Source organism: Oerskovia enterophila (assembly GCF_001692445.1).
In the GTDB taxonomy this organism is placed as follows: domain Bacteria; phylum Actinomycetota; class Actinomycetes; order Actinomycetales; family Cellulomonadaceae; genus Oerskovia; species Oerskovia enterophila.
Map to the genome: position 1 here is coordinate 23,975 of NZ_MAQA01000004.1, position 22,919 is coordinate 46,893.

The window sequence follows — 22,919 nt, forward strand, 5'->3', positions numbered from 1 at the left end:
GCGGGGGTCGTGCACCGCCACTGGGCTATCTGTGGACGGACCGCGCCGCCCACGGCCTGTGGACGGCCTGGAGGCGCGTCAGCTCGCGGAGGAGCCCGACGAGCTCGACGAACCCGACGTCCCGCTCGACGAGGACGTGCCCGTCGAGCCGCTCGACGAAGAACCGCTCGACGACGAGCCGCTGCTCGACGAGTCCGACGACTTGGACCCCGCGGAGGGCGTGGTCGACGCGCTGCCGGCTCCCATGCTGGACGACTTCGAGGACCGCGAGTCCGTCCGGTAGAAGCCCGAGCCCTTGAAGGTCACGCCGACCGACGAGAAGACCTTGCGCAGGCGTCCGCCGCACTCCGGGCACACCGTCAGAGCATCGTCGGTGAACGCCTGGTGGATGTCGAAGGCGTGGCCGCAGGCAGTGCACGTGTACGCGTAGGTGGGCACGGTCTCTCCTCAAGAGGTCGCGGGGGGAGTGCGGTCGTCGCGGGCCGGGCGCGAGCCTGGACCGGGTGCCCGGCGCCCGCTCGGAGGCAGGGCCGGACTGGCACTCGGGGCTTCTGAGTGCTAATCATACGCCTGGCCCGCCCGGGGTAGTCTCGCACCGTGTCTGCTGAAGTCCCTGCCGGAGTCCACGGCGACCCGTCGCCGCCCGCCCACACGTCCCGACGGGGAGGTTCCCGAGCCCGCCGGGCCACGATCGCGATCGCCGCGCTGCTGGTCGTGCTGCTCGTCGGGGTGTCGATCTTCGCGTTCGTCACGGTCCGCCGCCCCCTCCCGCAGACCGACGGCACCCTCACGGTCCCCGGCCTGGACGGCGAGGTCAGCGTGCTCCGCGACGCCCAGGGCGTGCCGCAGATCTACGCCGACACCCCCGAGGACCTGTTCCGCGCGCAGGGCTACGTCCAGGCGCAGGACCGGTTCTTCGAGATGGACTACCGCCGCCACGTCACGTCCGGTCGCCTGGCAGAGCTGGTCGGGGACAGCAAGGAGGCGATCGACGCGGACAAGGTCACCCGCACCTTCGGCTGGCGCCTCGTCGCCGAGGAGGAGTGGAAGATCGTCGCTCCCGAGACCAAGGCCTACCTCCAGGCGTACGCGGACGGCGTGAACGCGTACCTCGAGGACCGGGACCCGAGCGAGATCGCGCTCGAGTACACCGTGCTCGGGACGAGCGTGAGCGTGGCCGACCCCGAGCCGTGGGACCCGATCGACTCGCTCGCCTGGCTCAAGGCCATGGCCTGGGACCTGCGCGGCAACTACGACGACGAGCTCGAGCGCGCCATCGCCTACGGCAGCTTCGCCGGCGGCGGGACGGGCACCGAGGACCCGGCCCGCGTCGCGCAGGACGTCGCCCGCGTGGGGACGCTCTTCCCGGCCTACCTGTCGGACGTGAACCTCCCCATCCTCGACCCCGCCGAGGTCCCGACGGCGACCGCCCCGGCCGAGGTCGACGTCGAGGACGTCGAGCAGACGAGCTACATGCCGACCCTCGGGGGCAGCGAGCTCCAGTCCGCGGTCGGCGCCGCCGACCGTGCGCTCGCAGCCGTCCCGGTCCTCGTCGGGCGTGGCGAGGGGACGGGCTCCAACTCCTGGGCCGTCTCGGGCGAGCACACCGAGAGCGGCAAGCCGCTCCTGGCGAACGACCCGCACCTCGCGCTCCAGGCCCCCGGGGTCTGGGCCCAGGTCGGGCTCCACTGCAACACCGTGAGCCCCTCGTGCGGGTTCGACGTCGCGGGCTTCTCGTTCGCCGGGTTCCCGGGCGTCATCATCGGTCACAACGCCGACGTCGCCTGGGGCCTGACCAACATGGGCGCGGACGTCACCGACTTCTTCATCGAGCGCGTCCGCGACGAGACGTACCTGCGGGGCGACGACTGGGTCCCGCTCGAGACCCGCACGGAGACCATCAAGGTCAACGGGGGACAGGACGTCGAGCTCGAGGTCTCGTCGACGCTCCACGGCCCGATCGTCTCGACCGTGCTGCCCCTGGACAAGGTCGCGGAGGCCCCCACCGAGGGCACCCCGCTCGGGGACTACGAGGTCGCGCTCCAGTGGACCGCGCTCGAGCCCGGCCGCACGGCCGACGCGGTCTTCGCGTTCGACCTCGCGGCGAGCGCCGACGACATGCGCGAGGCCGCCGCACTCTTCGAGGTACCCGCGCAGAACGTCGTGTTCGCGACGACCGACGGCCACATCGGCTACCAGGCCCCGGGCAGGATCCCGGTGCGCGAGGTCGTCGAGGGACCGGTGCCCTCGGACGGTACCTGGCCCCGCCCGGGCTGGGACGAGCGCTTCGACTGGACGGGCTACGTGCCCGCTGCCCAGATGCCGGGGGTCGTCGACCCCGAGGAGGGCTTCATCGTCGCGGCGAACCAGGCCGTGCTGCCCGCCGGGACCACCCCGTTCCTCACGACGGACTGGGACTACGGCTACCGTTCGCAGCGCATCCGGACGCTCCTGCAGACCGAGATCGACTCGGGCCGCAAGGTCGACGTCGCGATGATGAACACCATCCAGAACGACGACTGGAGCCCGTTCGCCGACGCCCTGCTCCCGTCGCTGCTCGACCAGGACATCGAGAACAGCAAGGGCGTCCGCAACGACTTCGCGGCCGAGGGCCAGGACCTGCTGGCCGACTGGGACGGCTCGATGGACAAGGACTCCGCGGCTGCGGCGTACTTCGCGGCCGTCTGGCGCAACCTGCTCGAGATCACCTTCTGGGACGACCTGCCCGAGGAGATCCGCCCCGCAGGCGGCAGCCGCTGGCTCGCCGTGGTCCAGAACATGCTCCTGGACGAGACCAACGCGTTCTGGGACGACCGGCAGACCGTGAGCGTCGTCGAGACCCGCGACGAGGTCCTCAACCAGGCGCTCGTCTCGGCCCGCCTCGACCTCACGACCGAGCTCTCCAAGAAGACGACCGACTGGGAGTGGGGCAAGCTGCACACGCTGTCCCTGGGGCACCTCGTCCTGGACAACGACGCCGTCCCGGGCGTCGTCCGCGCGTACATGAACCCGCGCACGGTGAGCATGCCGGGCGGGTCCTCGATCGTCAACGCCACGTCGTGGGACGCCGCGTCGGGGAACTTCGAGGTCACCTCGGGCCCGTCGATGCGCATGGTCGTCGACCTCGACGACCTGGACTCCTCGACCTGGGTCACCGTGACGGGCGTCTCGGGCCACCCGGCGTCGAAGCACTACGAGGACCAGCTGGGCACGTGGGCCGCGGGCGAGACGTACGCGTGGCCGTTCTCGGTCTCGGCCGTCGCCGACCAGACGAAGGACGAGCTCCGCCTCGTCCCGTGACGGGCGCGCCGCCGTCGGGCACCTGCTGCCCGACGGCGCCACGCACCCGCCCGCCCGGCCCACCCCGGTGGGCGGCCGGCTGAGCACGACGAAGGGGCCGGTCCGGGCGCGATGCGCCCGGACCGGCCCCTTCGTCGTCGGGGAGGTGCGGGGTCAGTCCTGGACGAGCCAGCGCCATCCCTGCGGGGTCGCGACTCCGTCGATCGTCCGGTCGTGCTTCTCGAGGGGGAGCGGACGCTCGTCGGCGTCGTAGACCTCGTCGGGGAAGACCACGGCGATCACCTTGGTGCCGGGGCGCATGTGCTCCAGGGCCCTGTCGTACCAGCCGCCGCCCTGGCCCAGCCGGACACCGCGCGTGTCGACGGCGAGCGCCGGCGCGATGACGACGTCGGCGTCGACGAGCGCGGCCGCGCCCAGCGCAGGTCCGCTCGGCTCGGGCGGGCGGCCAGGGGCGCGCTCGCGCAGGTCGTGCGAGCCCGCGTACTCGGCCCAGTCGCGCTGCAGTCCCGCGCCGAGCACGGGGAGCAGGACCCGGACGCCGCGCGCGGCGAGGCGGTCGAGCATCGCGGTCGTGCCGGGCTCCGTGGGGCGTGCGGCGTAGGTCGCGACGCAGCGGGCCGACAGGACCTCGGGGATGGTCTCGATCACGTCCGCGATAGCGACGGCCGCTTCGTCGCGGCGCCTCTCGCTACGCGTGGATCGGGCGGTGCGGATGGCTTTTCGGAGGATCTCCTTCGCGTCCTCGGGTTCGATGCTTCCGTGCAAGGGGTAGGGCTGAACCGGGCCACTCATGCGCCTATTGTCGCAAAGGTTCGGGCAAGAAGTGTCCGGGGTCCCGTCGTCGGACGGAAAGGGTCCGGGACGTGGGGGCTCGCGTGCCGACGGGTGTGGTGCGTGACTCGGCGCGCGGCGCTATCGTCGGTGCGCCAGATCGTGATACACCCTGTCCACCGGGCCTCACGTCAGTGATCCTGGTGCTCGGAGGCAGGACGTCTCGGGCTCTGCTGCCGGGAACGGATGATCGATGGGCGCACGAGGATGACCAACAAGATCGCACGAGCATGGAGCATGTCGAAGCCCTGGCCGGTCACGCTGCGCGAGGACGCGGTCGACGGCAGCGTGGTGCTGCGCCCGCTGCACCGTCGTGACGGCCACGACTGGATGACGCTGCGGGCCCGCAACGCGTCCTGGCTCGAACGCTGGGAGGCGACCTCGCCCCGACCCGGCACGGGGGCCGGCGGCCCGCCGACGTTCGGCGAGTACGCGCGCATCCTCGCCGCCCAGGCGCGCGCGGGGACGTCGTTGCCGTTCGCGGTCGAGCTCGACGGCGAGCTGGTCGGTCAGCTCACGGTCTCGAGCATCACCTACGGGTCGCTCTGCTCGGCGAGCATCGGTTACTGGGTCGGTGAGCACGTCGCGGGGCGCGGGGTGATCCCGACCGCGGTCGCCATGAGCACGGACTACTGCTTCCAGGTGCTGGGCCTGCACCGCATCGAGATCAACATCCGCCCGGAGAACGGTCCCAGCATCCGGGTCGTCGAGAAGCTCGGGCTGCGCGACGAGGGGCTGCGCGAGAGATACCTGCACATCCAGGGGCAGTGGTGCGACCACCGGACCTTCGCGATCACGGCCGAGGAGGTCCCCGACGGTCTGCTCGCGCGGTGGCAGGAGACACGGCGCTCGGCCTCCTAGCGCACGGACGCGACCGCGAAAAGGACCGACACGCCGTCCGGCGTCCGGTCGACCGCGAGGGGCCTCGCCTACGGTCGGGATGTGGATTCGACGACGGGCTCAGGAGGCGTGGCGGTCCTTGCGCTGTTCGTCCTGTGGTTCGCCTACTACGTCCCCCACCGGGTCAAGCAGCGCCAGCAGCTGCAGGACGCCCGGGTCGAGGACAGGTTCTCGGGGTCCTTGCGGGTCCTCGCGGTCGTCTCGGGACGTCGGCGCGGGGCACCGGGGGAGGGCGCGGAGCACGCGTCGTCGGGCGAGGGGCGTTCGTTGCTCCTGGGCCCGGTCCCGGTCAGCGAGCCGGACGTCGCCCTGATGTCGAGGGCGTCCGACGCGTCCGGGTCGACGTCACGCGTCCTGCAGGTCACGACCGGGGTCACCACCGACCGCCGGCCATCGTCGGAGGAGGAGCCGCAGACCATGGAGACAGACGTCCGCGCGAGCGATCCTCGCCCGAGCATCCCACCGCGCCGCCAGCCGGCCGGTGGAGGGTTCGACGACCCCTTCCCCCCGCGCAAGGCCGCGTCCCCGTCGCGCATCGCGATGCTGGAACGCCGCGCCAAGGCCGCGCGCCGTCGTCTGGCGCTGACGGTCGTGCTGCTCCTCGCGAGCGTAGGGGCGTGGGTGGCCTTCGGGTACGGGCTGGTGCCGTGGTACGCCGCAGCAGGCCCGACGGCGGTCCTCGTCCTCGTCCTCGTCCTGGGCCGCCAGGCGGCGCTCGCCGGGAAGCGGGCCGACGCCACCTGGCATGCGGACCGCCGCACGGCTGCGCGCGACGCCGCCCGCGCCGCCCGGGGGCCCGTCGCGGGCAGCCCGGTCGCGCCGCGCAACGTCCACCCCTCGCGCGTCACGGGGCACGCGGTGCGCTCCTCGCAGACGAGCACCCAGATGATCCCGCGCGTGACCGCCGAGGACCTGGCCCGTGGCGCCGCGCGCGGCAGGGACCAGCGCCCGGCGACCGGGTCGACCGCGCGCGTCGAGTCCTCGACGGAGCCCGACCAAGCACGGCCCCGGACGGGCGCGAGCGGCGGCGACCTGTTCGACGACCGCGATCGCTCGACGGGCTCGGAAGGCTCCGCGGCGGAGCAGACCGGTACCGCTCCCCGTGCGGGGACGGCACCCGGCGCCCCTGGTCACGTCGGCTCTGCCGCGGCGCCGACCTCCCCGGCGTCGGCACCGACCCCGGTCGTGCCCGTTGGTCGTCCGGAGACTCCCGAGGCGGAGATCGGCGCAGCGTGGGACCCGGTGCCCGTGCCGCGTCCGACGTACACCATGAAGCCCACGGCTCAGGAGACGGGTGTGCCGCCCGTCCAGGTGGCCGTCCCGACCGCCTCGCCCGCCCAGCCGAACCCGGCCCCTCCGCGGTCCGCGGAGTCGGAGGGCACGCCGTCGGGCGTCGGGGCTCCTCAGGGCGACCAGCCCGTGCCGTCGCCCGCCCCCGGGGACGAGAAGAAGCCCCGGACCGAGACGCTGGGCCTGGACCTCAACGAGATCCTGGCTCGCCGACGCGTCTCGGGGCAGTAGCCCGCGGGCCGCTCACCCCGCCGGGGGAGCGGATTTGTCGAAGTGCGCTGGTCAGGTGTTAATGTTGACCTCGTTCTGGGGCTATGGCGCAGTTGGTAGCGCGTCTCGTTCGCAATGAGAAGGTCGGGGGTTCGAATCCCCCTAGCTCCACCAGGCACAAGGCCCGGAACCTCACGGTTCCGGGCCTTCGTCGTTCGTCTGGTCGGCCATGGCGGAGACGACCACCACGCGCGTGGTGGCGCGATGGTCGCCATCGATGTCGGCGCCGTCGTCGTCTTGGTGATCGAGCTGCGCAGGTGGCGACGGGCGCCGCTGCCGTGGCCTCTTTGGTCCTAGGCGGGATCGGCCGGCGCAGGCGGGGCCTCGAAGAACAGGTCCAGGTCGCCCGGCGTCGGAGAGCTCACGTCGCTCCCTTCGGCGATGCTCTCCATGAGGCGGCGTGCGAGGCTGCGCAGCGATTCGTTGGTGACGTTCGAGTGATGGCGCAGGAGGTCGAAGGCTTCGTTCTCGGTCATCCCGTAGACCGTCATGACCGCTCCCTTGGCCTGCTCGATCACGGCCCGACTCTCGGCAGACGCTCTGATCGACTCGGTCGCCTCACGCTGGGCGAGCGTGCGCTGGGTGATGGTCAGGTCCACGAAGTAGCCGGAGACCTGGACCACCTCCCCGGTCTCGTTCTCCTTGCGACCACGGCCGACGACGCCGAGCGTGCGCGTGTGCCCGTTCGCGTCGAGGATGCGGTGCACGCACGCGAACGGCTCTCCGGACGAGCACGCCTGCGCAAGGACCGACTCCACGCGCGATCGGTCGTCGGGGTGCTTGTGCGCGAGCATGAGACCGGTGGTGGGAACGACGCCGCCGGGCTCGAAGCCGTGCATCGCATAGAGCCCGTCGGACCACCACCACTCGCCGGTGCGCACGGTCAGGACGAACTGGCCGACCGGCTGAGGAGTCCCAGCGAGCAGAACCTCCATGAGGTCCGCATCAAGAGGGCGAGCCACGTTGTACGAAGTCGTCATCTCAACTCCTAGGTGCAGGGAAGCGAAGGGCCTACTTCCAGACTCCTGGCGGGATCCTGTCGCCGCGCCTCTGAGCCTGTCCTGACCGGGTCGCTGCCGACGAACCGGCCTCGCCGATCAGATGAACTCGTGGCCCGCGGCGTCGAACCCCACAGCCACCCCGTCCACCGACTCCCCAGGAGCCTCCGGCACCTGCATGCTCCACTCGACCAGCACCACGCCGCCGCACAGAGCGCACAGCTGATCCTGCTTCCAGCCTCGAGTCCTGGACACGCTCGCTGACCCCCTTCATGCATCGGACGACAAGGAACATCTGCACCACGGCACCGAGTGCCAGTCCGGAATGTTAGCGGATCGTGACATCCGGTCAAGACCGCTCGAGGACCTCCCGCCGAGCGCTGTGGGGACGCCCCCGCCCAGGACCCGACCGCAGCCCGCGGCCCCCGCTCGGGTACTGTCGCGGGATGACCGAGCCGTTCCTTCCTGACTCCCTCGCGCTCGCCATCGGGTGCCACCACGACGGCCCCGGGCTGGCGGACCTCTCGCGTGCACGCCTGCCCTCCATGCCCCACCTGCACGACGAGGAGCTCTGGAGCACCACCTACCGGTTCGGGCCGGGCTTCCACCCGCGGGACCGGTACTTCCCGGTGCTGCGCGAGCAGGGCTCGGACTCCCGCGACGAGCACGTCGTCGCGTTCGCCTGGGTCGACGCCGCGCTCGACGAGCAGGCCGGCGTCGCGGAGCCGTGGTGGTGCCTCAACGCGATCGCGGTCGCGGACGAGCGCTCGGGCGCCGGGCTGGGCTCCTACCTGGTCCGCAAGGTCGTCGAGCAGGCGCGTGCCGCGGGGGTCTCGACGCTCTACGGCCAGACGCCGCCCGAGGCCGCGGGCTTCTGGGACCGGCTCGGGTTCCGCGTCGGGGGCGTCGACGAGATGCTCGCGTCGGACCGGCTCGTGACACTCGCCGACGGGCGGACGCTCCGCCCGGTCGTGACGCCCGAGCCGGGGCACCGGTTCTTCGTGCTCAACGGTCTGCAGGGCCAGACCGACGCCCCGAGGCTGCTGCCCGCCCAGTACGAGGCCTGAGCCGCAGCCCAGGCCGATCCGCTCGCCGGTTCCTACGATGGTCGGATGACGACCGAGGGCGCTGTCCGGCCCAAGAAGCTCGAGCCCGCCCAGTACGTCCGCGCCCTGTCGGAGATCGTCCGGCTCTCGGCGCGCACGTCGCCGCTCGCGGTGACCATGAAGGTGGTCGGGTCGATCGTGGCGGCCGCGCTCCCGCTCGTGACGACGTTCTTCGCGGCGCTGACCACGACGGCTCTCGCGGACGCGTACGCGGGCACCGACGGCGCGGGCAACCGGGCGATCGTGTACGTGATCGTCACGGCGGCCCTGGGGCTGTTCATGGTCGCGTTCAACAGCGTGGACCGCTACATCCAGCGTTCGATGCAGTACAAGGTGGGCGCCAAGGTCTCCGACATGATGTTCGAGCGCTTCATGTCGCTCGAGTTCTGGCGCTACGACGACAAGGAGACGGTCGACCTGTTCGACCGCGCCAAGCGGTTCTCCGAGGCGTACCCCCGCGTGCTGGACCGGCTCGCCACGATCTTCACGCAGGTCGTCTCGGTCGTCCTGTCGGTCGTGACGCTGTTCTTCGTGAGCTGGTGGATCGCGCTGATCGTGCTCGTCGCGATCCTGCCGAGCGTGTACCTGCAGTTCAAGCTGTCCCGGGCCCAGATCGCGCACTGGAACTCCCACATCGAGGTGCGGCGTCGGCGCGGCATGATCGAGCGCGGCCTGCTCCAGCCCCAGTACATCTCCGAGCTGCGCGTCTACGGCATGGTCCGCCACCTGCTGGGGCTGCGCCGGGACCTGCGCGACGAGGACGAGAAGCGTCGCATGGAGTTCGAGAAGACGTACATCCCCAAGCAGCTCCTGGGCGACGGCCTCCAGGCGGCGGCCGAGGTCACGGCCCTGGTCTGGGTCGTGCGCCAGATCGTGCTCCAGGCCCAGCCCGTGGGGCAGTTCGTGCTGGTCCAGCAGGTCGTGTCGCGTGCGCTGGACAGCGCGAACGGACTGGTGGACTCGCTCAGCAGCATCGACGAGGACCTCGCGAACCTGTTCGACTACGAGGCGTTCATGGCGCTGCCCGTGCGGGGCGAGCGTGAACGTCAGCTCGCCGCGGCACCGGAGACCATCGCGGTCGAGGACGTCACGTTCCGCTACACGGGCTCCGACGTCGACGTCCTCAAGGGGGTGTCGCTGACCATCCACCGTGGGTGGCACGTCGCGATCGTCGGCGAGAACGGCGCGGGCAAGTCGACGCTCGTCAAGATCCTCGTGGGCCTCTACGCGCCCACGACGGGAGCGGTCCGGCTCGACGGCGTGGACCTCCAGGAGCTCGACGTGAACTCCTGGCACGAGCAGCTCGCGGTGCTCCAGCAGGACTACCTCAAGTACGACTTCGCGACGGCGCTCGAGAACATCCAGTACGGCGACATCGAGGACCCGCCCAGCCGTGAGCGCGCGCTGGCCGCCGCGCACGACGCCGAGGCCAAGGAGTTCCTCGAGAAGCTCCCGCGCGGGATCGACTCGTACCTGAGCAACTGGATGGAAGAGAAGGGTAGCCGCAAGCGCGGCACACAGCTCTCGGGCGGTCAGTGGCAGCGCCTCGCGCTCGCGCGGAACTTCTACCGGGCCGCGCCCGTGGTCATCATGGACGAGCCGACGTCGGCGATCGACGCCCTGGCCGAGGCGCACATCTTCCGTCGCCTGTTCGCGGACAGGTCGCGCACCATCATCGCGATCAGCCACCGGCTCGCGACCATCGAGAAGGCCGACGTGATCTACATGCTCGCCGACGGCGTGGTCGCCGAGCAGGGGACGCACGCCGAGCTCGTGGCCCTGCGAGGCAGGTACTACACGATGTTCGAGGCCCAGCTCTCGGACCGGGACCGCGAGCAGGGTGCTCCAGGGACCGGCGTCGACGCGCCGGAGCGCCCCGCGCCCGAGCCGACCGTCGCGGCGGGAGACGACGGGTAGCGTCGGGCGGCATGGAACATCAGCCCGCCCCGGTCTTCGTCGCCGGCCCCGTGTCGTGGAACGAGCTCGTCTACCTCGACACCCTGCCCGAGCCCCGCTCGCAGACGCTCTTCGCGCAGCGCCACCTCGCCACGGTGGGCGGCACGTCGGCGGGCAAGGCGCTCAACCTGCGCGCGCTGGGGCGCGCGGTCACGCTGCGCACGGTCCTGGGGTCCGACGACGTCGCTCCCCGTGTCGAGGACGTCCTGCGCAGGGCGGGGGTCGCGCTCCTCGTGGAACCGGCCCCGGACGGCCGGACCGAGCGGCACCTGAACCTCATGGGTGGCGCGGGCGAGCGGCTGTCGATCTACCTCCAGGCCCCGGGCGACGTGCCTCGTGGCGAGACCTGGGAGGCCGCGGTCGCGGCGCTGAGCGCCGCCCCGGCGGTCGTGATCGACCTCGCGGTCCCGGCGCTGCCGCTGCTGCGCGAGTCCCGACGACTGGGCAAGGACGTGTGGTGCGACGTGCACGACTACGACGGCGAGGCCACGTTCCACCGCGAGTTCCTCGACGCCGCGACGTTCCTCTTCCTCAGCTCGGACCGGCTGCCGGGATATCGCGCGTTCATGGAGCAGCGGGTGGCGGCCGGCGCGCGGCTCGTGGTCTGCACGCACGGAGCCCGGGGAGCGAGCGCCCTGACGGCGGACGGCGAGTGGTTCGACGTGCCTGCCGTGGCGGTCGAGCGCGTCGTGGACACCAACGGGGCGGGGGACGCGTTCTTCGCGGGGTTCCTCGACGCGTACCTGTCAGGAGCGACGGTCGTCGAGGCGTTGCGCGCGGGTGCTGCCCGCGGGGCGCTGTGCGTCCAGAGCCCGGACCTCGCGCCGTCGGTCTGAGCGCAGCGCGAGGAGATCCACGCTGGGGCCGAGGGGTGGGACGTGCTGGTCAGGACCCGGCGGGAGCGACGCACTCGATCGGACGCCCGTCGACCTCGTGGATCCCCGGGCCGAGCTCGGCGCACTCGCCCATGAGCCAGACCAGCGTCGCGGCCCAGATCACGATGGCCACGATCACGAGGAACGAGACGATGATCGCGGCCACGGCCCACCAGTTGTTCCGGTGCACCCGGCGTGCCTTGACGAGTCCCACGATCCCCAGGACCAGCCCGACCAGCGACAGGGGGATCGACAGCACGAGCGCGACGATGCCCAGGGTCTTGCCGGGGGTGGGGGTGAGCGGCTCGGTCTGGGTCACGGGGGTCCTCACGGTCGGTGCGGGCGCTCGTCGTGGCGACGTGCCCGGGTGCGGTCGGTGCTGCGGGGGCGGTGCACGTTCGGCGGGCCGTCAGGGTCCGCCGGCCGCCCGTCTCCAGTATGGCCGAGCGACGGTCTCGCCCGGTGCCCGTCCCAGGAACGCCCGTGGGCCCCGACCGGAGGACGGTCGGGGCCCACGGGCGTCGTGCGGAGAGGTCAGGAGCAGGTGTAGGTGACCCCGTCGACGTAGTGCGTGCCGGCTCCGAGCTCGGCGCACTTCTCGATGAGCTCCGCCGCACCGAGCCCGAGGACGATCCCGACGACGATGCTCACGACCAGCAGCACCGCCCCGACGATGATGCCGGCGAGCGCGATGCCGTTCTTGTAGCCGGCCTTCTTGGACTTGTTGAGCGCGACGATGCTCAGGATCAGGCCGATGAGCGACGTGCAGCCGATGATCGACAGCACGAGCCCGACGATGCCGAGCGTCTTGCCCGGGTCCTGGGCCGGTGCGCCGGGGACGCCACCGGGGGTGTACGGCGCCTGCGGGGCGCCCGCGCCGTAGGGGGCCTGGGGTGCGCCGGGCGCCGGCGCGCCGTACTGCGGGGCCTGCGGGGCGCCGTACTGGGGAGCCTGGGGTGCCTGACCGGCAGCAGGGTCCTGGGGGCCGCCGGCGTACGGGTTCGGCTGACCGGACGGGTTCTGCTCGGGCTGCTCGGGGTAGGACATGTCACTCCTCGTGGTGCGGTCGATGATCGCCGACAGTATGTCGTGCGTGAGGACCCACGACAATGGTGAGGGCACCCGTGTCGGGTGCGGCGCCGTCGGGCCTCCTGGGGCGCTGCGGGCCGCCCCGGATGTCCACGACTCGCCCACGACTCGGCGCGACAGACCAGGTAGGCGATGATAGAGACGTGAATTCACGGAAGGTCCGAATCGTCGCTCTTGCCGCCTCTGTCCTGGTGGCGACCCCGCTGCTGGCCGGTTGTGGGGAGGAGGGCGGTCCAGCGAGCACGGCCGAGGCCCCCGACGGCGGGCTGCGCGTCGTCGCGGCCGACGAGGTCGCGCCCGTCGTCGTCCTCGGCTCGAGCGACCCCGCCGAGCTCACGCTCACGGCGAGCCAGGCGTTCTTCGCCTCCGCACCGGTCGTGATCCTGGCCGACGCCGAGGACGAGACCGCACAGGCGGCCGCGGCCGCTGCTGCGCTCCCGCTCCACGCTCCCGTCCTGCTCACCGGCGGGGCGATCGCCGACAGCGGTCTCACCAAGGAGATCGCCCGGCTCGGCGCGGTCACGGCCGTCGTCGTGACGCCCGACCCGGCCCCGCGCGTCGACGCGTCGGGCACGGCCGGAACCTCCGGCGCGGCGGTCTCTTCCGTGTCCTCGTCCGAGGACCTCGAGGAGGAAGCGCGCAAGACGGTCCGGGCGATCGACCCGGACCTGCAGACGGTGCTCCTCGGGGCCGGGGCGCTCGTCGAGACCCAGGACGGCGGGACGGAGATCGACGACAGGGACCTCGCGGAGGTCCAGGAACAGCTTCCCGAGACCGAGTCCCCACGGCTCCTGACCGAGGTGCTCGCGCTGGTCGACCAGACCCCGGGGCAGGCGACGGCGCTCGCCACGGCACAGGCCGCGGGCGTGGTCCCGCTCGCGGTGCCTGGTGGTGACCCCCGCGCCTCGAGCGTCTCCGTCCAGGCCATGGCGCAGGCCAAGGCGCTCGCGGTCGTCGGGATCGGCGAGTCGTTCGGGACGGTCGAACAGCTGACCGCCCGCGTCCGGTCGGCCGAGACGGGTGTCGAGCTCACGGGCGGCGGGCAGCTCGTCACGGCGGGCAAGCGCTACGTCGTCCTGCCGGGGACGACCGTCCCGGCGACCCCGGCCAAGATCACCGACGCCGTCGCGCGGACCGCGGCTCGCGCCGAGCCGTACGTCGCGGTCGCGGGCGAGTCGGGCGAGACCGACAAGACCGTGACGGTCCCGACGCTCGAGCTGGTCGTCACGGAGGCGTCCGGGGCGGCGGGCAAGGACGGGAACTACTCGACCGAGCTCACGGTCGAGGCCGTGCGTCCCGCGGTCGAGGCGGCCCTCGGCGCGGGCCAGCACGTGCTCCTCGAGTTCCAGCCGGGGAAGGCGACGTTCGTCGAGCAGGTCCGGCAGTACGCGGATCTGCTGTCCCTGCCCGGCGTCGGGGTCTCGCTCGACCTCGACGCGCGCCGGGCGAGCGGCGCGGTCAAGAAGGACGGCGTGGTCCCCGCGCAGGAGATCGACGCGGTCGTCGACTACCTCGCCGGGGTCGTGGAGGGCAAGGCCCTGCCGCAGAAGATGCTCGTGGTGCACGTCTCGCAGCCGGGCGCGCTGACCGAGGCGCAGTCGCTGACGACGACCGACGACGCCGTGGCCGTGGTGCTGCACTCCGACGTCACGGGTTCGTCCGCGGTGCGGGAGAAGGCCTGGAACGAGCTCACCAAGGCCGTCCCCGGGGTGTCGTGGTGGGGCTGGACGGACGTGGCGGGCGAAGCGACCGCAGGGCCCGCCGCTGCCGCTGGCGGAGTCGGCGCACCGCTCGTCGTCGTCGTGGAGTAGGGCGGGGCGCTCGCGCACAGGTCGCTTGTCCGCGCCTGCCGGGGCGGTTACGGTATGTCGACCAGAACAGACGAATCGATTCGACACGGTCGGGTCGAGAGACGAACGACGACGAGGTCCCCCCGATGGTCGCCATCATCCCCCAGCCCCTGCACGTCGAGTCCCCGGTGGGCGGTGCCGCGTTCCCGCTCGAGGGTGCCGTCCTCGTGGCCGGGCCCACCGAGGCCGAGCAGCGGGTCGCGGCCTACGCCGCGGACCTCCTGACGCGTGCCGCGGGCACACGGGTCGCCGTCGCGGGCTCCGTGCCCGACGGCGCCCCCTCCATCGCGCTGCGGCTCGCCGACGTCGCGGGCCCCTCCGGCTCGGACAGCCCCGAGCGCTACACGCTCGAGGTCGACGGCTCGGGTGCCGTCCTGACGGCCACCGCGCCGGTCGGCCTGTTCCACGCGGTCCAGACGCTCCGCCGGCTCGTGACCGAGGGCGAGCACGGCCCCGAGGTGAGCGCCGTCGTCGTGCACGACGCCCCGCGCTTCGCGTGGCGAGGCCTCTCGTTCGACGTGGCCCGCAACTTCTTCCCCGTGCGGCAGATCGAGCTCGTGATCGACGTCCTCGCCTCGTACAAGCTCAACGTCCTGCACCTGCACCTGACCGACGACCAGGGCTGGCGCATCGAGACGCCGTCGCGCCCCGAGCTCGCGAAGCTCGCGTCCGAGACCTCCACGAGCGGCACGGCCGGCGGGCACCTGAGCCTCGCCGACTTCCGGCACCTGCAGGACTACGCCGCAGACCGCTTCGTGACGATCGTCCCGGAGATCGACCTCCCCGGGCACACCAACGCCGCGACCTCGGTCTACGGCGAGCTGCGGGCCGACGGTCAGCGCACCGCACCCTACGAGGGCATCGAGGTCGGGTTCTCGCAGCTCACGTACGACCTGCCCGCGACCGAGCCGTTCCTGCGCGAGGTCCTCGCGGACGTCGCCGCGATCACCGACGGCGAGTACCTCCACGTGGGCGGTGACGAGGCGCTCACGCTGGGCGCCGAGGAGTACGCGCAGTTCATCGCGCTGCTCGAGGAGATCGTGGCCGAGACGGGCAAGAAGACCATCACGTGGCAGGAGGCGGCCCAGGCCGGGACCCGCCCGGACACGCTCCTGCAGTACTGGGACAACCGGGTCGACAGCGCCCCGTTCCTCGCCGCGGCGGCCCGCGGCTCGCGCTTCATCATGTCCCCGGGCAACCGCGCCTACCTCGACATGAAGTACACCGCCGAGTACCCCCTGGGTCAGGACTGGGCAGGCCTCATCGAGCTGCGCACCGCGTACGACTGGGACCCGGCCGAGGTCATCGAGGGCCTGCCCGTCGACCAGATCGAGGGGGTCGAGGCCGCGGTGTGGACCGAGACCCTCTCGACCCAGGAAGAGCTCTTCCTCATGCTCCTGCCGCGCCTGTCCGCGGTCGCCGAGGTCGCGTGGACCGCGCCCGAGCGCAAGGACTGGGACGACTACCGCGCCCGCGTCGTGGCGGAGGCCGCGACGTGGCGTCGCGAGGGCCTGTCGTTCCACGAGACGCCGCAGGTCGACTGGTCGTAGTCCGCGCCCCTGCGGCGCCGACCGCCCCGCGGTGCCGAGCATGCGGTCGTCGTCCACGATCCTGGGATCGACGACGACCGCATGCTCGACCGACCCCCACCCCATGCTCGGCTCACGACATCGGCTGGTCGGGCACGGGCAGGCCGCACCCGACCGGGGACGGCTAGATCCAGCTGGGCAGCCACATGTGCAGGCGCCAGAACCACTCGGGGACGTTCATGGCCGTCCAGATCGGGTAGAAGAAGATGCTCATCACGGCGATCACGGTGAGCAGCGCGGTCGCGCCCCAGACCACCCAGCCGCGGGCCGTCCGGTCCCGGTCGGTGGCCTCGAGCAGGACCGTCACGACGTAGACGAGCGCGAGGACCACCCACGGGGTGAACACGATCGCGTAGAACGTGAAGATCGTGCGGTCCGGGTACGCGAACCAGGGGAGCCAGCCCGCGACCAGGCCGCTCAGCACGGCCGTCGCGCGCCAGTCCTTGCGCCAGACCAGGAGCACGACCGTGGCCACGATCGCGAGCGCGGCCGACCACCACAGGACCGGGTTGCCCAGCGACGTGATGACCCGCGCGCACTCGTCGTAGCCGCAGCCCGTCACGCCGTCGGACCCGTCGCGGTAGTAGAAGGACGTGGGCCGCCACTGCACGATCCACCCGATGGGCTTCGACGCGTACGAGTGCTCGGCGCTGAGCCCCGTGTGGAAGTCCCACATCTTCTGGTGGTAGGCCCACAGCGAGCGCAGCGCCTCGGGGAGCCACTGCACGCCCTCGCCCGGATGCTCCGCGGCCCAGTCGCGCATGTACGAGCTCGGTGAGCGGAACCACGAGAACCAGGTCGCGAGATAGGTGAGCGCCGCGGTGGGCAGCATGACGAGCGCGGCCGGGACCGCGTCCGCGAGCAGCGCGTCCTCCCACCACCTCTTGATACCGACGGTGCGGCGCGCCGTGGCGTCCCACAGCACCGACAGCAGGGCGAAGGCCGCGAGGAAGTACAGGCCCGACCACTTGACCCCGCACGCGAGACCGAGAGAGACGGCCGCCGCGAAGCGCCACCAGCGCCACCCCAGCCGCGGGCCGTAGCGGCCGATCTCCCGTCCCGAGTCGACGAGGGCGGCGACCCGGTCCGCGAGCCGGCGTCGTGCCTGCTCGCGGTCGAGCAGGAGGAAGCCGAACGCGACGAGCACCCAGAACATGAGGAAGTTGTCGAGCAGCCCCGTGCGCGAGTGCACGATCGCCATGCCGTCGATCGCGAGCAGGCCGCCCGCCAGGACGCCCATCGCGGTCGAGGCGAACAGGCGGCGCGCGATCCGGGCCAGCAGGAACACCGACAGGATCCCGACGAGCGCGGTCGAGATGCGCCACGACCACGGGTTCTCGGCCCCGCCGAAGAGCTGCATGCCGCCCGCGATCATCCACTTGCCGAGCGGCGGGTGGACCACGTAGTCGGGGAGGTTCAGGAACGTGTCGACGTTCCCGGCCTCGAACGCGGGGTTGGGGTCCTCGGGCCACTTGGCCTCGAAGCCCACCCGCAAGAGCGTGTAGGCCTGCTTGACGTAGTACGTCTCGTCGAACACGAGGTTGCCGGGGCGACCCAGGTCCCACAGGCGCAGGCCACCGGCCAGCAGCGCGACCAGCGCGGGGCCGAGCCATCCCCACAGGCGGTCCTGGGGCGTCGACCCCAGCGCGAGGCGGCGCGCTCCCAGGAGCTTGATCAGGAGGCGGTCGCGCACCGACAGCCCGGCCTCCTCCTCGGCCTCGACCCTGGCCACCGGGAACGGGGAGTCGCTCCCCGGACCTGGACCGGGGGCTGCGGGCGTGGGGTCGGCGGAGGGCTGGGGCACGTCGGCCATCGTAGGACGTGGAACGCTAGGGGGTATGAGCCACGCGCACCCCACCCCCGTTCCCGACCCGTTCGAGGCCCCTGCGGAGGGCGAGGACGTGGCGCGCGAGGTGAGCGACGCCGTCGGGCAGGAGAGCGAGGACACCCCCGACGAGCACGACGACGCGCCCGCAGGTCGCCGGCCGCGCGACGACGGGCACCTCGTCCTCGCCGCGACCCCCATCGGCAACGTCGAGGACGCGAGCCCGCGGCTGCGACGCCTCCTGGCGGAGTCCGCGGTCGTCGCGGCCGAGGACACGCGCCGCCTGCACGCCCTCGCCGCGCGCATGGGCGTGCCGATCGGCGGGCGCGTCGTGAGCTACCACGAGCACAACGAGGTCGAGCGCGCCGACGAGCTGCTCGACGTCGTCGAGGGCGGCGGGACCGTCGTGATCGTGACCGACGCCGGCATGCCGTCCGTCTCGGACCCCGGCTACCGCGTCGTGACCCGGGCCGTCGAGCGCGACCTGCCCATCACCTCGGCCCCCGGCCCCAGCGCGGTCCTCACCGCGCTCGCGCTGTCCGGGCTGCCGACCGACCGCTTCTGCTTCGAGGGCTTCCCGCCCCGCAAGCCCGGCGAGCGTGCGCGCACGTTCGAGGCGCTCGCGCGCGAGGCCCGCACCATGGTCTTCTTCGAGGCCCCCCACCGCATCGACGACACGCTCGCCGCGATGGCCCAGGGGTTCGGCGCCGACCGGCCCGCGGCCGTGTGCCGCGAGCTCACCAAGACCTACGAGGAGGTGCTGCGCGGCACGCTCGGCGAGCTCGCGGACGAGGCCGCCGAGCGGCAGCTGCGCGGCGAGATCTGCATCGTCGTGGCCGGGGCGCCCGCACGCGAGGCCGTGTCCGTCGAGGAGCTCGTGAGCGAGGTCCTCGCCCGGGTCGACGCCGGAGAGCGCCTCAAGGAGGCCGTCGCCGAGGTCGCGACCGCCACGGGAGTGCCCAAGCGCGAGCTGTACGCCGCGGCACTGGCGGCGCGCAAGGGCTGATCCCGGCGCGGACGGGTCGGAGCGGACGGGCCGTGCGCGCTCCGACGCGCCGCTAGACCTCGGTCGACCGTGCCAGCTCGACGCCGGCCGCCGCGAGCTCGACCCGTGCCGCCGCACCGAGGTCCTCGGACACCGGCACGGTCAGGTCGGTCAGGACGCGCGTCGCGAGCCCCAGCGCGTGCGCGTCGAGCGCAGTCGCCCGCACGCAGTGCGACTCCGCGATCCCGACCACGTCGGTCGACGACACCCCGGCGTCCCGGAGCAGCTGCTCGAGGGTGCGCCCCTCGCCGTCGACCCCCTCGAAGCCCGAGTAGGCGGCCTGGTACTCGCCCTTCTTGACGCTCGCGTCGGGCGCGAGGTCCGCGAGCGCCGGGTGCAGCTCGGCGTTGGGCGTGCCGGCCAGGCCGTGCGGGGGCCACGTGTCGACGAAGTCGGGGACCGCCGGGGCCGTCGCGAAGTGGTGCCCCGGGTCGACGTGCCAGTCCTGCGTGGTCACCACGAGGTCGTAGTCCGCGCGCCGCTCGGCGGCGAAGACCGCGATGGCCTGCGCGACGGCGTTGCCGCCCTCGACCGCGAGCTCACCGCCCTCGCAGAACGTGGGCTGGACGTCGACGACGATCAGGGCGCGACCGGTGGCGGTCGTGTCGGTGCTGGTCATGCCCCCACTCTGCCACCGGGGCCGTCGTTCGTGGAGCGCCCGGGCCCGGTCGTTCGTACGCTGGGGGACCAGACGAAGCAACCGCCGGCGGGCAGCCCGCACGCCGTGAGGCCGAGCGAAGGAGCCGTCCATGAGCGCGTCCGAGGGGATCGACAGCCCGGCAGGCAGCGAGGGGTCTGTGGGCGGCGTGAGTGCGGCGGGCACGACGACCGACCGTGACCCGGGCGAGCGGCCCATCGGCTACTGGCTCAAGCTCGTCGACCGGCTGATCGACCAGGACGTCGACGAGGTGTTCCTGCGGACGGGCCTGACGCGGCGTCACTGGCAGGTCCTCAACATGGTCCGGGACGGCGTCTCGGACGTCACGACGGTCGACAGCGTCCTGTCGCCGTTCACGACCGGGGGCGCGGCGCGACCCGGCGGGCACGCGCCCGCGGTCAGCGCGGAGATCTCCGACCTCCAGGCCCGGGGGTGGGTGGCCCAGGGCGGGGCCGGGTGGGAGGTGACCGTCGCGGGGCAGCACGCTTACCACGACCTCCTCGACGCGGTCTCGCTCTCGCGCGAGCGCCTGGCCGAGGGGATCACGCGCGAGCAGTACGACCGGACCATCGCGACGCTCGAGCAGATGGCGCGCAACCTCGGGTGGTCGCCGGGGACCTGAGCCCGTCCGAGGAGCGAGGCAGGGCGGCACCGACCGCCCGGGAGCCGCGTACCCTGGCGTGCGCGAGCCCTCGTGGTGCCGGTCGTCAGCCCGGCGGCGGGTCGCCCGCGCCACCAGACCCTGCCGCGCGACCCGAGGACCGACGACCATGCTCCGTGACGAAGCCCTCCGCGCCGTGCAGGACCCGGCCGCCCCGCCGACCGTGCTCGCCCAGGTCGCCGGCGAGTTCCCCGACCTGCGTCCCCAGGTCGCCGCGCACCCCGGTGCCTACCCGGGGCTGCTCTCGTGGCTCGCGGCCGGAGGCGACCCCGCGGTCGACGCGGCGCTCGCGGCCCGCCGGGCCGCCCCTGCGGGGTACGGCGCCCCGATCCCGCCGTACGCGTCGCAGCCGCAGCCGTACGCGCCGGCACCTCCTGAGGCAGCGCACGTCACCCCTCCGTACGCGGCCCCGCCGTACGCCCAGCAGCCCACCGGCCGGCAGCCCTACGCCCCCGGCGGCCACGCGGTGCACCAGCCCCAGCCGGCCGCGCCGTACCCGCACCCCGCCGCGCCGTACGCGCCGTACGTGCCCGGGGCGGGCTACGCCGTCGGGCCGCAGGTCGCCGTGGGAACGCGGTCCTCCGCACAGCGGCGCGCACGCGTGACCCTGATCTCGGTGCTCGCGGGACTCGTCCTGGTGCTCCTCGTGGGTGTCGCCGCGTTCCTCGCGGCCGGCAGCGGGTCCCCGTCCGCTGGGCCCGCCGGACCAGGGGCCGCGGACCCGTCCGAGGGCCCGGCGTCAGACGCTGGTGCCCCCGGGAGCGCGACGCCGAACCACGGGCTGCTCGCGGGCGCGGGCGACGAGTCCGCCCCCGTGACGGTCGAGGTCTACGTCGACTACATGTGCCCGATCTGCGGGCAGTTCGAGGCCGTCAACGGCGAGAGCCTCGCAGCGCTGCGCGAGGCGGGGAGCGTGCGCGTCGTCTTCCACCCCATCGCGATCCTCGACCGGTACTCGCAGGGCTCGCAGTACTCGACGCGCGCCGCGTCGTCGGCCGCGCTCGTGGCCGACCGTGCCCCCGACGCGTTCCAGGACTTCCACGCGGGGCTGCTCGCGCACCAGCCCCAGGAGGGGTCGGAAGGCCTGAGCGACGCGGAGATCGCGGACGTCGCGCGCGCGGCGGGCGTCCCGGCGGACGTCGTCGCCGAGCTGGCCGACGGCGGGGCGGCCGAGTTCGCGCCCTGGGTCGCCACGGCCACGCAGGCCGCGACGAGCGACCCGGCGCTCGCGGGCCCGCGAGGCTTCGGCACGCCGACGATCGTGATCGACGGCGAGCGGTGGGCCGGGGACTGGAGCGACGCGCAGTCGCTCGTGCAGGCGATCGAGGGCACGGCCGTCTGACGGCGCCGACCGAGCCCTGGCCCGGTCCCGACCGAGCCCTGCTCGAGCCCCGGACCGGGCGACGGACCATGCCCCTGGACCGGGCGACGGCCCGCGCACGGCAGGCGTACCCTGCCTCCATGCCACGCGAGATGGAGTTCCGCCGGATCCCCGGCCTGCCCCCGTACGTCTTCACGATCATCGACTCGCTCAAGCTCGAGGCGCGTCGCGCCGGGCGCGACGTGATCGACCTGGGCTTCGGCAACCCCGACCTGCCGAGCCCGCAGGTCGCGGTCGACAAGCTCGCCGAGGCGGTCCACAACACGCGCAACCACCGGTACTCGGCGTCTCGCGGCATCCCCAAGCTCCGGCAGGCGGCCGCGGACATGTACCAGCGCCGGTTCGGGGTGACGCTCGACCCGGACACCGAGATCATCTCGACGATCGGGGCCAAGGAGGGCTTCAGCCACCTCATGTGGGTGCTGCTGCAGCCGGGCGACGCGGCGATCGTCCCCACGCCGAGCTACCCCATCCACATCTGGGGTCCCTACTTCGCGGGGGCCGACGCCCGCCAGGTCGCGATCGGCGACGGCACGGACGCCTCGGGGTACATCGACCGCGTCATGGAGGCGTGGGAGTACGGGTGGCCCAAGCCGCGCGTCGTGGTGCTCTCGTTCCCGCACAACCCGACCACGACCATCGCGACCAAGGAGGACCTCCAGCGCCTGGTCGACTGGGCGCGCGAGCGCGACGTGGTCCTGGTGCACGACCTCGCGTACGCCGACATGACGTTCGACGGCTGGCGCCCGCCCTCGATCATGGAGTGCGACGGGGCCAAGGAGGTCGCGGTCGAGCTCTACTCGATGACCAAGTCGTACTCCATGGCTGGGTGGCGCGTCGCGTTCCTCGTGGGGCGCCCGGACGTCGTGGGGGCGCTCGCCAAGCTCAAGTCGTACCTCGACTACGGCACGTTCCAGCCCATCCAGATCGCGGCGACCGTGACGCTCAACGAGGCCCTCGACTTCCCCACGGAGGTCTCGGCGGTCTACGAGTCGCGGCGCAACACGCTGTGCGACGGCCTGGACCGCATCGGCTGGGACATCCACCGGCCGAAGGGCACCATGTTCGCGTGGGCGCGCATCCCCGAGCCGTACCGCGAGATGGGCTCGATCGAGTTCGCGACGCACGTGATCGAGAGCTGCGACGTCGCGGTCTCGCCGGGCGTGGGGTTCGGGCCGGGCGGCGACGGGTTCGTGCGGTTCGCGCTCATCGAGAACGAGCAGCGCACGGGGCAGGCGATCCGCAACCTCAAGAAGGGGCTGACGCGGCTGCAGTAGCGGGGCCCCGAGCGCCCA

The 22,919-nt window shown here is 72.7% G+C and carries 20 protein-coding genes, 1 tRNA gene and 1 pseudogene; 14 read left to right on the forward strand and 8 right to left on the reverse strand.

Annotation, left to right across the window (positions count from 1 at the left end):
- Positions 1–58 precede the first annotated feature (58 nt).
- Entirely contained in the window at positions 59–283 is a 225-nt protein-coding gene (locus OERS_RS22340; protein ID WP_068624241.1) for a hypothetical protein, read from the forward strand.
- Between the two features lie 14 nt (positions 284–297).
- Here the strand turns inward: OERS_RS22340 and OERS_RS22345 are convergent.
- Positions 298–438: pseudogene (locus tag OERS_RS22345) on the reverse strand (FmdB family zinc ribbon protein); the annotation flags it as partial.
- Between the two features lie 159 nt (positions 439–597).
- Here OERS_RS22345 and OERS_RS02680 point away from each other — a divergent pair.
- Positions 598–3,300 (forward strand): penicillin acylase family protein, encoded by a 2,703-nt coding sequence (locus OERS_RS02680; protein ID WP_083201169.1) that lies wholly within the window; start codon positions 598–600, stop codon positions 3,298–3,300.
- A 153-nt stretch (positions 3,301–3,453) separates the two neighbouring features.
- On the opposite strand, the gene OERS_RS02685 is transcribed toward OERS_RS02680, so the two are convergent.
- On the reverse strand, positions 3,454–4,092 hold the full coding sequence (locus OERS_RS02685) for a 5-formyltetrahydrofolate cyclo-ligase (protein ID WP_056645528.1): 639 nt from the start codon (positions 4,090–4,092) through the stop codon (positions 3,454–3,456).
- Positions 4,093–4,368: 276 nt separating this feature from the next.
- On the opposite strand from OERS_RS02685, the gene OERS_RS02690 reads away from it, so the two are divergent.
- The 3 genes from OERS_RS02690 to OERS_RS02700 all read left to right on the forward strand — a co-directional run bounded on the left by OERS_RS02690 (position 4,369) and on the right by OERS_RS02700 (position 6,705).
- Positions 4,369–4,992 carry a GNAT family N-acetyltransferase gene (locus tag OERS_RS02690; RefSeq protein ID WP_056761332.1) on the forward strand — a complete coding sequence of 208 codons (624 nt, stop codon included), beginning with the start codon at positions 4,369–4,371 and terminating at the stop codon, positions 4,990–4,992.
- A 108-nt stretch (positions 4,993–5,100) separates the two neighbouring features.
- Positions 5,101–6,552, forward strand: a complete 1,452-nt coding sequence (locus tag OERS_RS02695) for a hypothetical protein (RefSeq protein ID WP_068624243.1) — start codon at positions 5,101–5,103, stop codon at positions 6,550–6,552.
- Between the two features lie 77 nt (positions 6,553–6,629).
- A tRNA-Ala gene (locus OERS_RS02700) sits at positions 6,630–6,705 on the forward strand.
- Between the two features lie 179 nt (positions 6,706–6,884).
- Here the strand turns inward: OERS_RS02700 and OERS_RS02705 are convergent.
- Positions 6,885–7,571, reverse strand: coding sequence for a PAS and ANTAR domain-containing protein (locus tag OERS_RS02705; protein ID WP_231907610.1), 687 nt, complete (start codon positions 7,569–7,571; stop codon positions 6,885–6,887).
- A 117-nt stretch (positions 7,572–7,688) separates the two neighbouring features.
- Entirely contained in the window at positions 7,689–7,844 is a 156-nt protein-coding gene (locus OERS_RS21415; RefSeq protein WP_157516306.1) for a hypothetical protein, read from the reverse strand.
- 191 nt (positions 7,845–8,035) lie between these two features.
- On the opposite strand from OERS_RS21415, the gene OERS_RS02710 reads away from it, so the two are divergent.
- Genes OERS_RS02710 through OERS_RS02720 form a run of 3 tightly spaced genes read left to right on the forward strand, consistent with a single transcriptional unit; the run spans position 8,036 to position 11,487 of the window.
- On the forward strand, positions 8,036–8,656 hold the full coding sequence (locus tag OERS_RS02710) for a GNAT family N-acetyltransferase (RefSeq protein ID WP_068624248.1): 621 nt from the start codon (positions 8,036–8,038) through the stop codon (positions 8,654–8,656).
- Positions 8,657–8,701: 45 nt separating this feature from the next.
- The gene (locus OERS_RS02715) at positions 8,702–10,612 is read left to right on the forward strand and encodes an ABC transporter ATP-binding protein (protein WP_068624250.1); all 1,911 of its coding nucleotides are present in this window, start codon (positions 8,702–8,704) and stop codon (positions 10,610–10,612) included.
- Positions 10,613–10,623: 11 nt separating this feature from the next.
- Positions 10,624–11,487: a carbohydrate kinase family protein gene (locus OERS_RS02720; protein ID WP_068624252.1), complete on the forward strand. Its 864-nt coding sequence runs from the start codon at positions 10,624–10,626 to the stop codon at positions 11,485–11,487.
- Positions 11,488–11,536: 49 nt separating this feature from the next.
- Here the strand turns inward: OERS_RS02720 and OERS_RS02725 are convergent, their stop codons facing one another.
- Together OERS_RS02725 and OERS_RS20955 are read right to left on the reverse strand one after the other, a co-directional pair.
- Positions 11,537–11,845, reverse strand: coding sequence for a hypothetical protein (locus tag OERS_RS02725; RefSeq protein WP_068624254.1), 309 nt, complete (start codon positions 11,843–11,845; stop codon positions 11,537–11,539).
- A gap of 215 nt (positions 11,846–12,060) precedes the next feature.
- Positions 12,061–12,648, reverse strand: coding sequence for a DUF4190 domain-containing protein (locus OERS_RS20955; protein WP_139107659.1), 588 nt, complete (start codon positions 12,646–12,648; stop codon positions 12,061–12,063).
- Positions 12,649–12,806: 158 nt separating this feature from the next.
- Here OERS_RS20955 and OERS_RS02735 point away from each other — a divergent pair, with 158 nt between their 5' ends.
- Together OERS_RS02735 and OERS_RS02740 are read left to right on the forward strand one after the other, a co-directional pair.
- Positions 12,807–14,426 carry a hypothetical protein gene (locus tag OERS_RS02735; RefSeq protein WP_068624256.1) on the forward strand — a complete coding sequence of 540 codons (1,620 nt, stop codon included), beginning with the start codon at positions 12,807–12,809 and terminating at the stop codon, positions 14,424–14,426.
- A gap of 125 nt (positions 14,427–14,551) precedes the next feature.
- Complete coding sequence (locus OERS_RS02740; RefSeq protein ID WP_068624258.1) at positions 14,552–16,015, forward strand: family 20 glycosylhydrolase; 1,464 nt, start codon at positions 14,552–14,554, stop codon at positions 16,013–16,015.
- A 163-nt stretch (positions 16,016–16,178) separates the two neighbouring features.
- Here OERS_RS02740 and OERS_RS02745 read toward each other — a convergent pair whose 3' ends face one another.
- Positions 16,179–17,867, reverse strand: coding sequence for a dolichyl-phosphate-mannose--protein mannosyltransferase (locus OERS_RS02745; RefSeq protein WP_083201170.1), 1,689 nt, complete (start codon positions 17,865–17,867; stop codon positions 16,179–16,181).
- Positions 17,868–17,892: 25 nt separating this feature from the next.
- Here OERS_RS02745 and rsmI point away from each other — a divergent pair, with 25 nt between their 5' ends.
- Positions 17,893–18,885: a 16S rRNA (cytidine(1402)-2'-O)-methyltransferase gene (gene rsmI, locus OERS_RS02750; protein WP_082848700.1), complete on the forward strand. Its 993-nt coding sequence runs from the start codon at positions 17,893–17,895 to the stop codon at positions 18,883–18,885.
- Positions 18,886–18,937: 52 nt separating this feature from the next.
- Here the strand turns inward: rsmI and OERS_RS02755 are convergent, their stop codons facing one another.
- Positions 18,938–19,543 carry an isochorismatase family protein gene (locus OERS_RS02755; protein ID WP_068624260.1) on the reverse strand — a complete coding sequence of 202 codons (606 nt, stop codon included), beginning with the start codon at positions 19,541–19,543 and terminating at the stop codon, positions 18,938–18,940.
- A gap of 130 nt (positions 19,544–19,673) precedes the next feature.
- Between OERS_RS02755 and OERS_RS02760 the strand changes: the two genes are divergently transcribed.
- The 3 genes from OERS_RS02760 (at position 19,674) to OERS_RS02770 (ending at position 22,901) form a co-directional block, all read left to right on the forward strand.
- Positions 19,674–20,204, forward strand: a complete 531-nt coding sequence (locus tag OERS_RS02760; RefSeq protein WP_083201171.1) for a hypothetical protein — start codon at positions 19,674–19,676, stop codon at positions 20,202–20,204.
- A 148-nt stretch (positions 20,205–20,352) separates the two neighbouring features.
- Positions 20,353–21,585, forward strand: coding sequence for a DsbA family protein (locus OERS_RS21420; protein WP_169834184.1), 1,233 nt, complete (start codon positions 20,353–20,355; stop codon positions 21,583–21,585).
- Between the two features lie 119 nt (positions 21,586–21,704).
- On the forward strand, positions 21,705–22,901 hold the full coding sequence (locus tag OERS_RS02770) for an aminotransferase class I/II-fold pyridoxal phosphate-dependent enzyme (RefSeq protein ID WP_056646620.1): 1,197 nt from the start codon (positions 21,705–21,707) through the stop codon (positions 22,899–22,901).
- Positions 22,902–22,919: the final 18 nt, after the last annotated feature.

Coding starts and splice junctions, on each gene's coding strand:
- OERS_RS02685 (WP_056645528.1), bottom strand. CDS start 4,092: ATGAGTGGCCCGGTTCAGCCCTACCCCTTGCACGGAAGCATCGAACCC.
- OERS_RS02690 (WP_056761332.1), top strand. CDS start 4,369: ATGTCGAAGCCCTGGCCGGTCACGCTGCGCGAGGACGCGGTCGACGGC.
- OERS_RS02705 (WP_231907610.1), bottom strand. CDS start 7,571: ATGACGACTTCGTACAACGTGGCTCGCCCTCTTGATGCGGACCTCATG.
- OERS_RS02710 (WP_068624248.1), top strand. CDS start 8,036: ATGACCGAGCCGTTCCTTCCTGACTCCCTCGCGCTCGCCATCGGGTGC.
- OERS_RS02715 (WP_068624250.1), top strand. CDS start 8,702: ATGACGACCGAGGGCGCTGTCCGGCCCAAGAAGCTCGAGCCCGCCCAG.
- OERS_RS02720 (WP_068624252.1), top strand. CDS start 10,624: ATGGAACATCAGCCCGCCCCGGTCTTCGTCGCCGGCCCCGTGTCGTGG.
- OERS_RS02740 (WP_068624258.1), top strand. CDS start 14,552: ATGGTCGCCATCATCCCCCAGCCCCTGCACGTCGAGTCCCCGGTGGGC.
- OERS_RS02745 (WP_083201170.1), bottom strand. CDS start 17,867: ATGGCCGACGTGCCCCAGCCCTCCGCCGACCCCACGCCCGCAGCCCCC.
- rsmI (WP_082848700.1), top strand. CDS start 17,893: ATGAGCCACGCGCACCCCACCCCCGTTCCCGACCCGTTCGAGGCCCCT.
- OERS_RS02755 (WP_068624260.1), bottom strand. CDS start 19,543: ATGACCAGCACCGACACGACCGCCACCGGTCGCGCCCTGATCGTCGTC.
- OERS_RS02760 (WP_083201171.1), top strand. CDS start 19,674: ATGAGCGCGTCCGAGGGGATCGACAGCCCGGCAGGCAGCGAGGGGTCT.
- OERS_RS21420 (WP_169834184.1), top strand. CDS start 20,353: ATGCTCCGTGACGAAGCCCTCCGCGCCGTGCAGGACCCGGCCGCCCCG.
- OERS_RS02770 (WP_056646620.1), top strand. CDS start 21,705: ATGCCACGCGAGATGGAGTTCCGCCGGATCCCCGGCCTGCCCCCGTAC.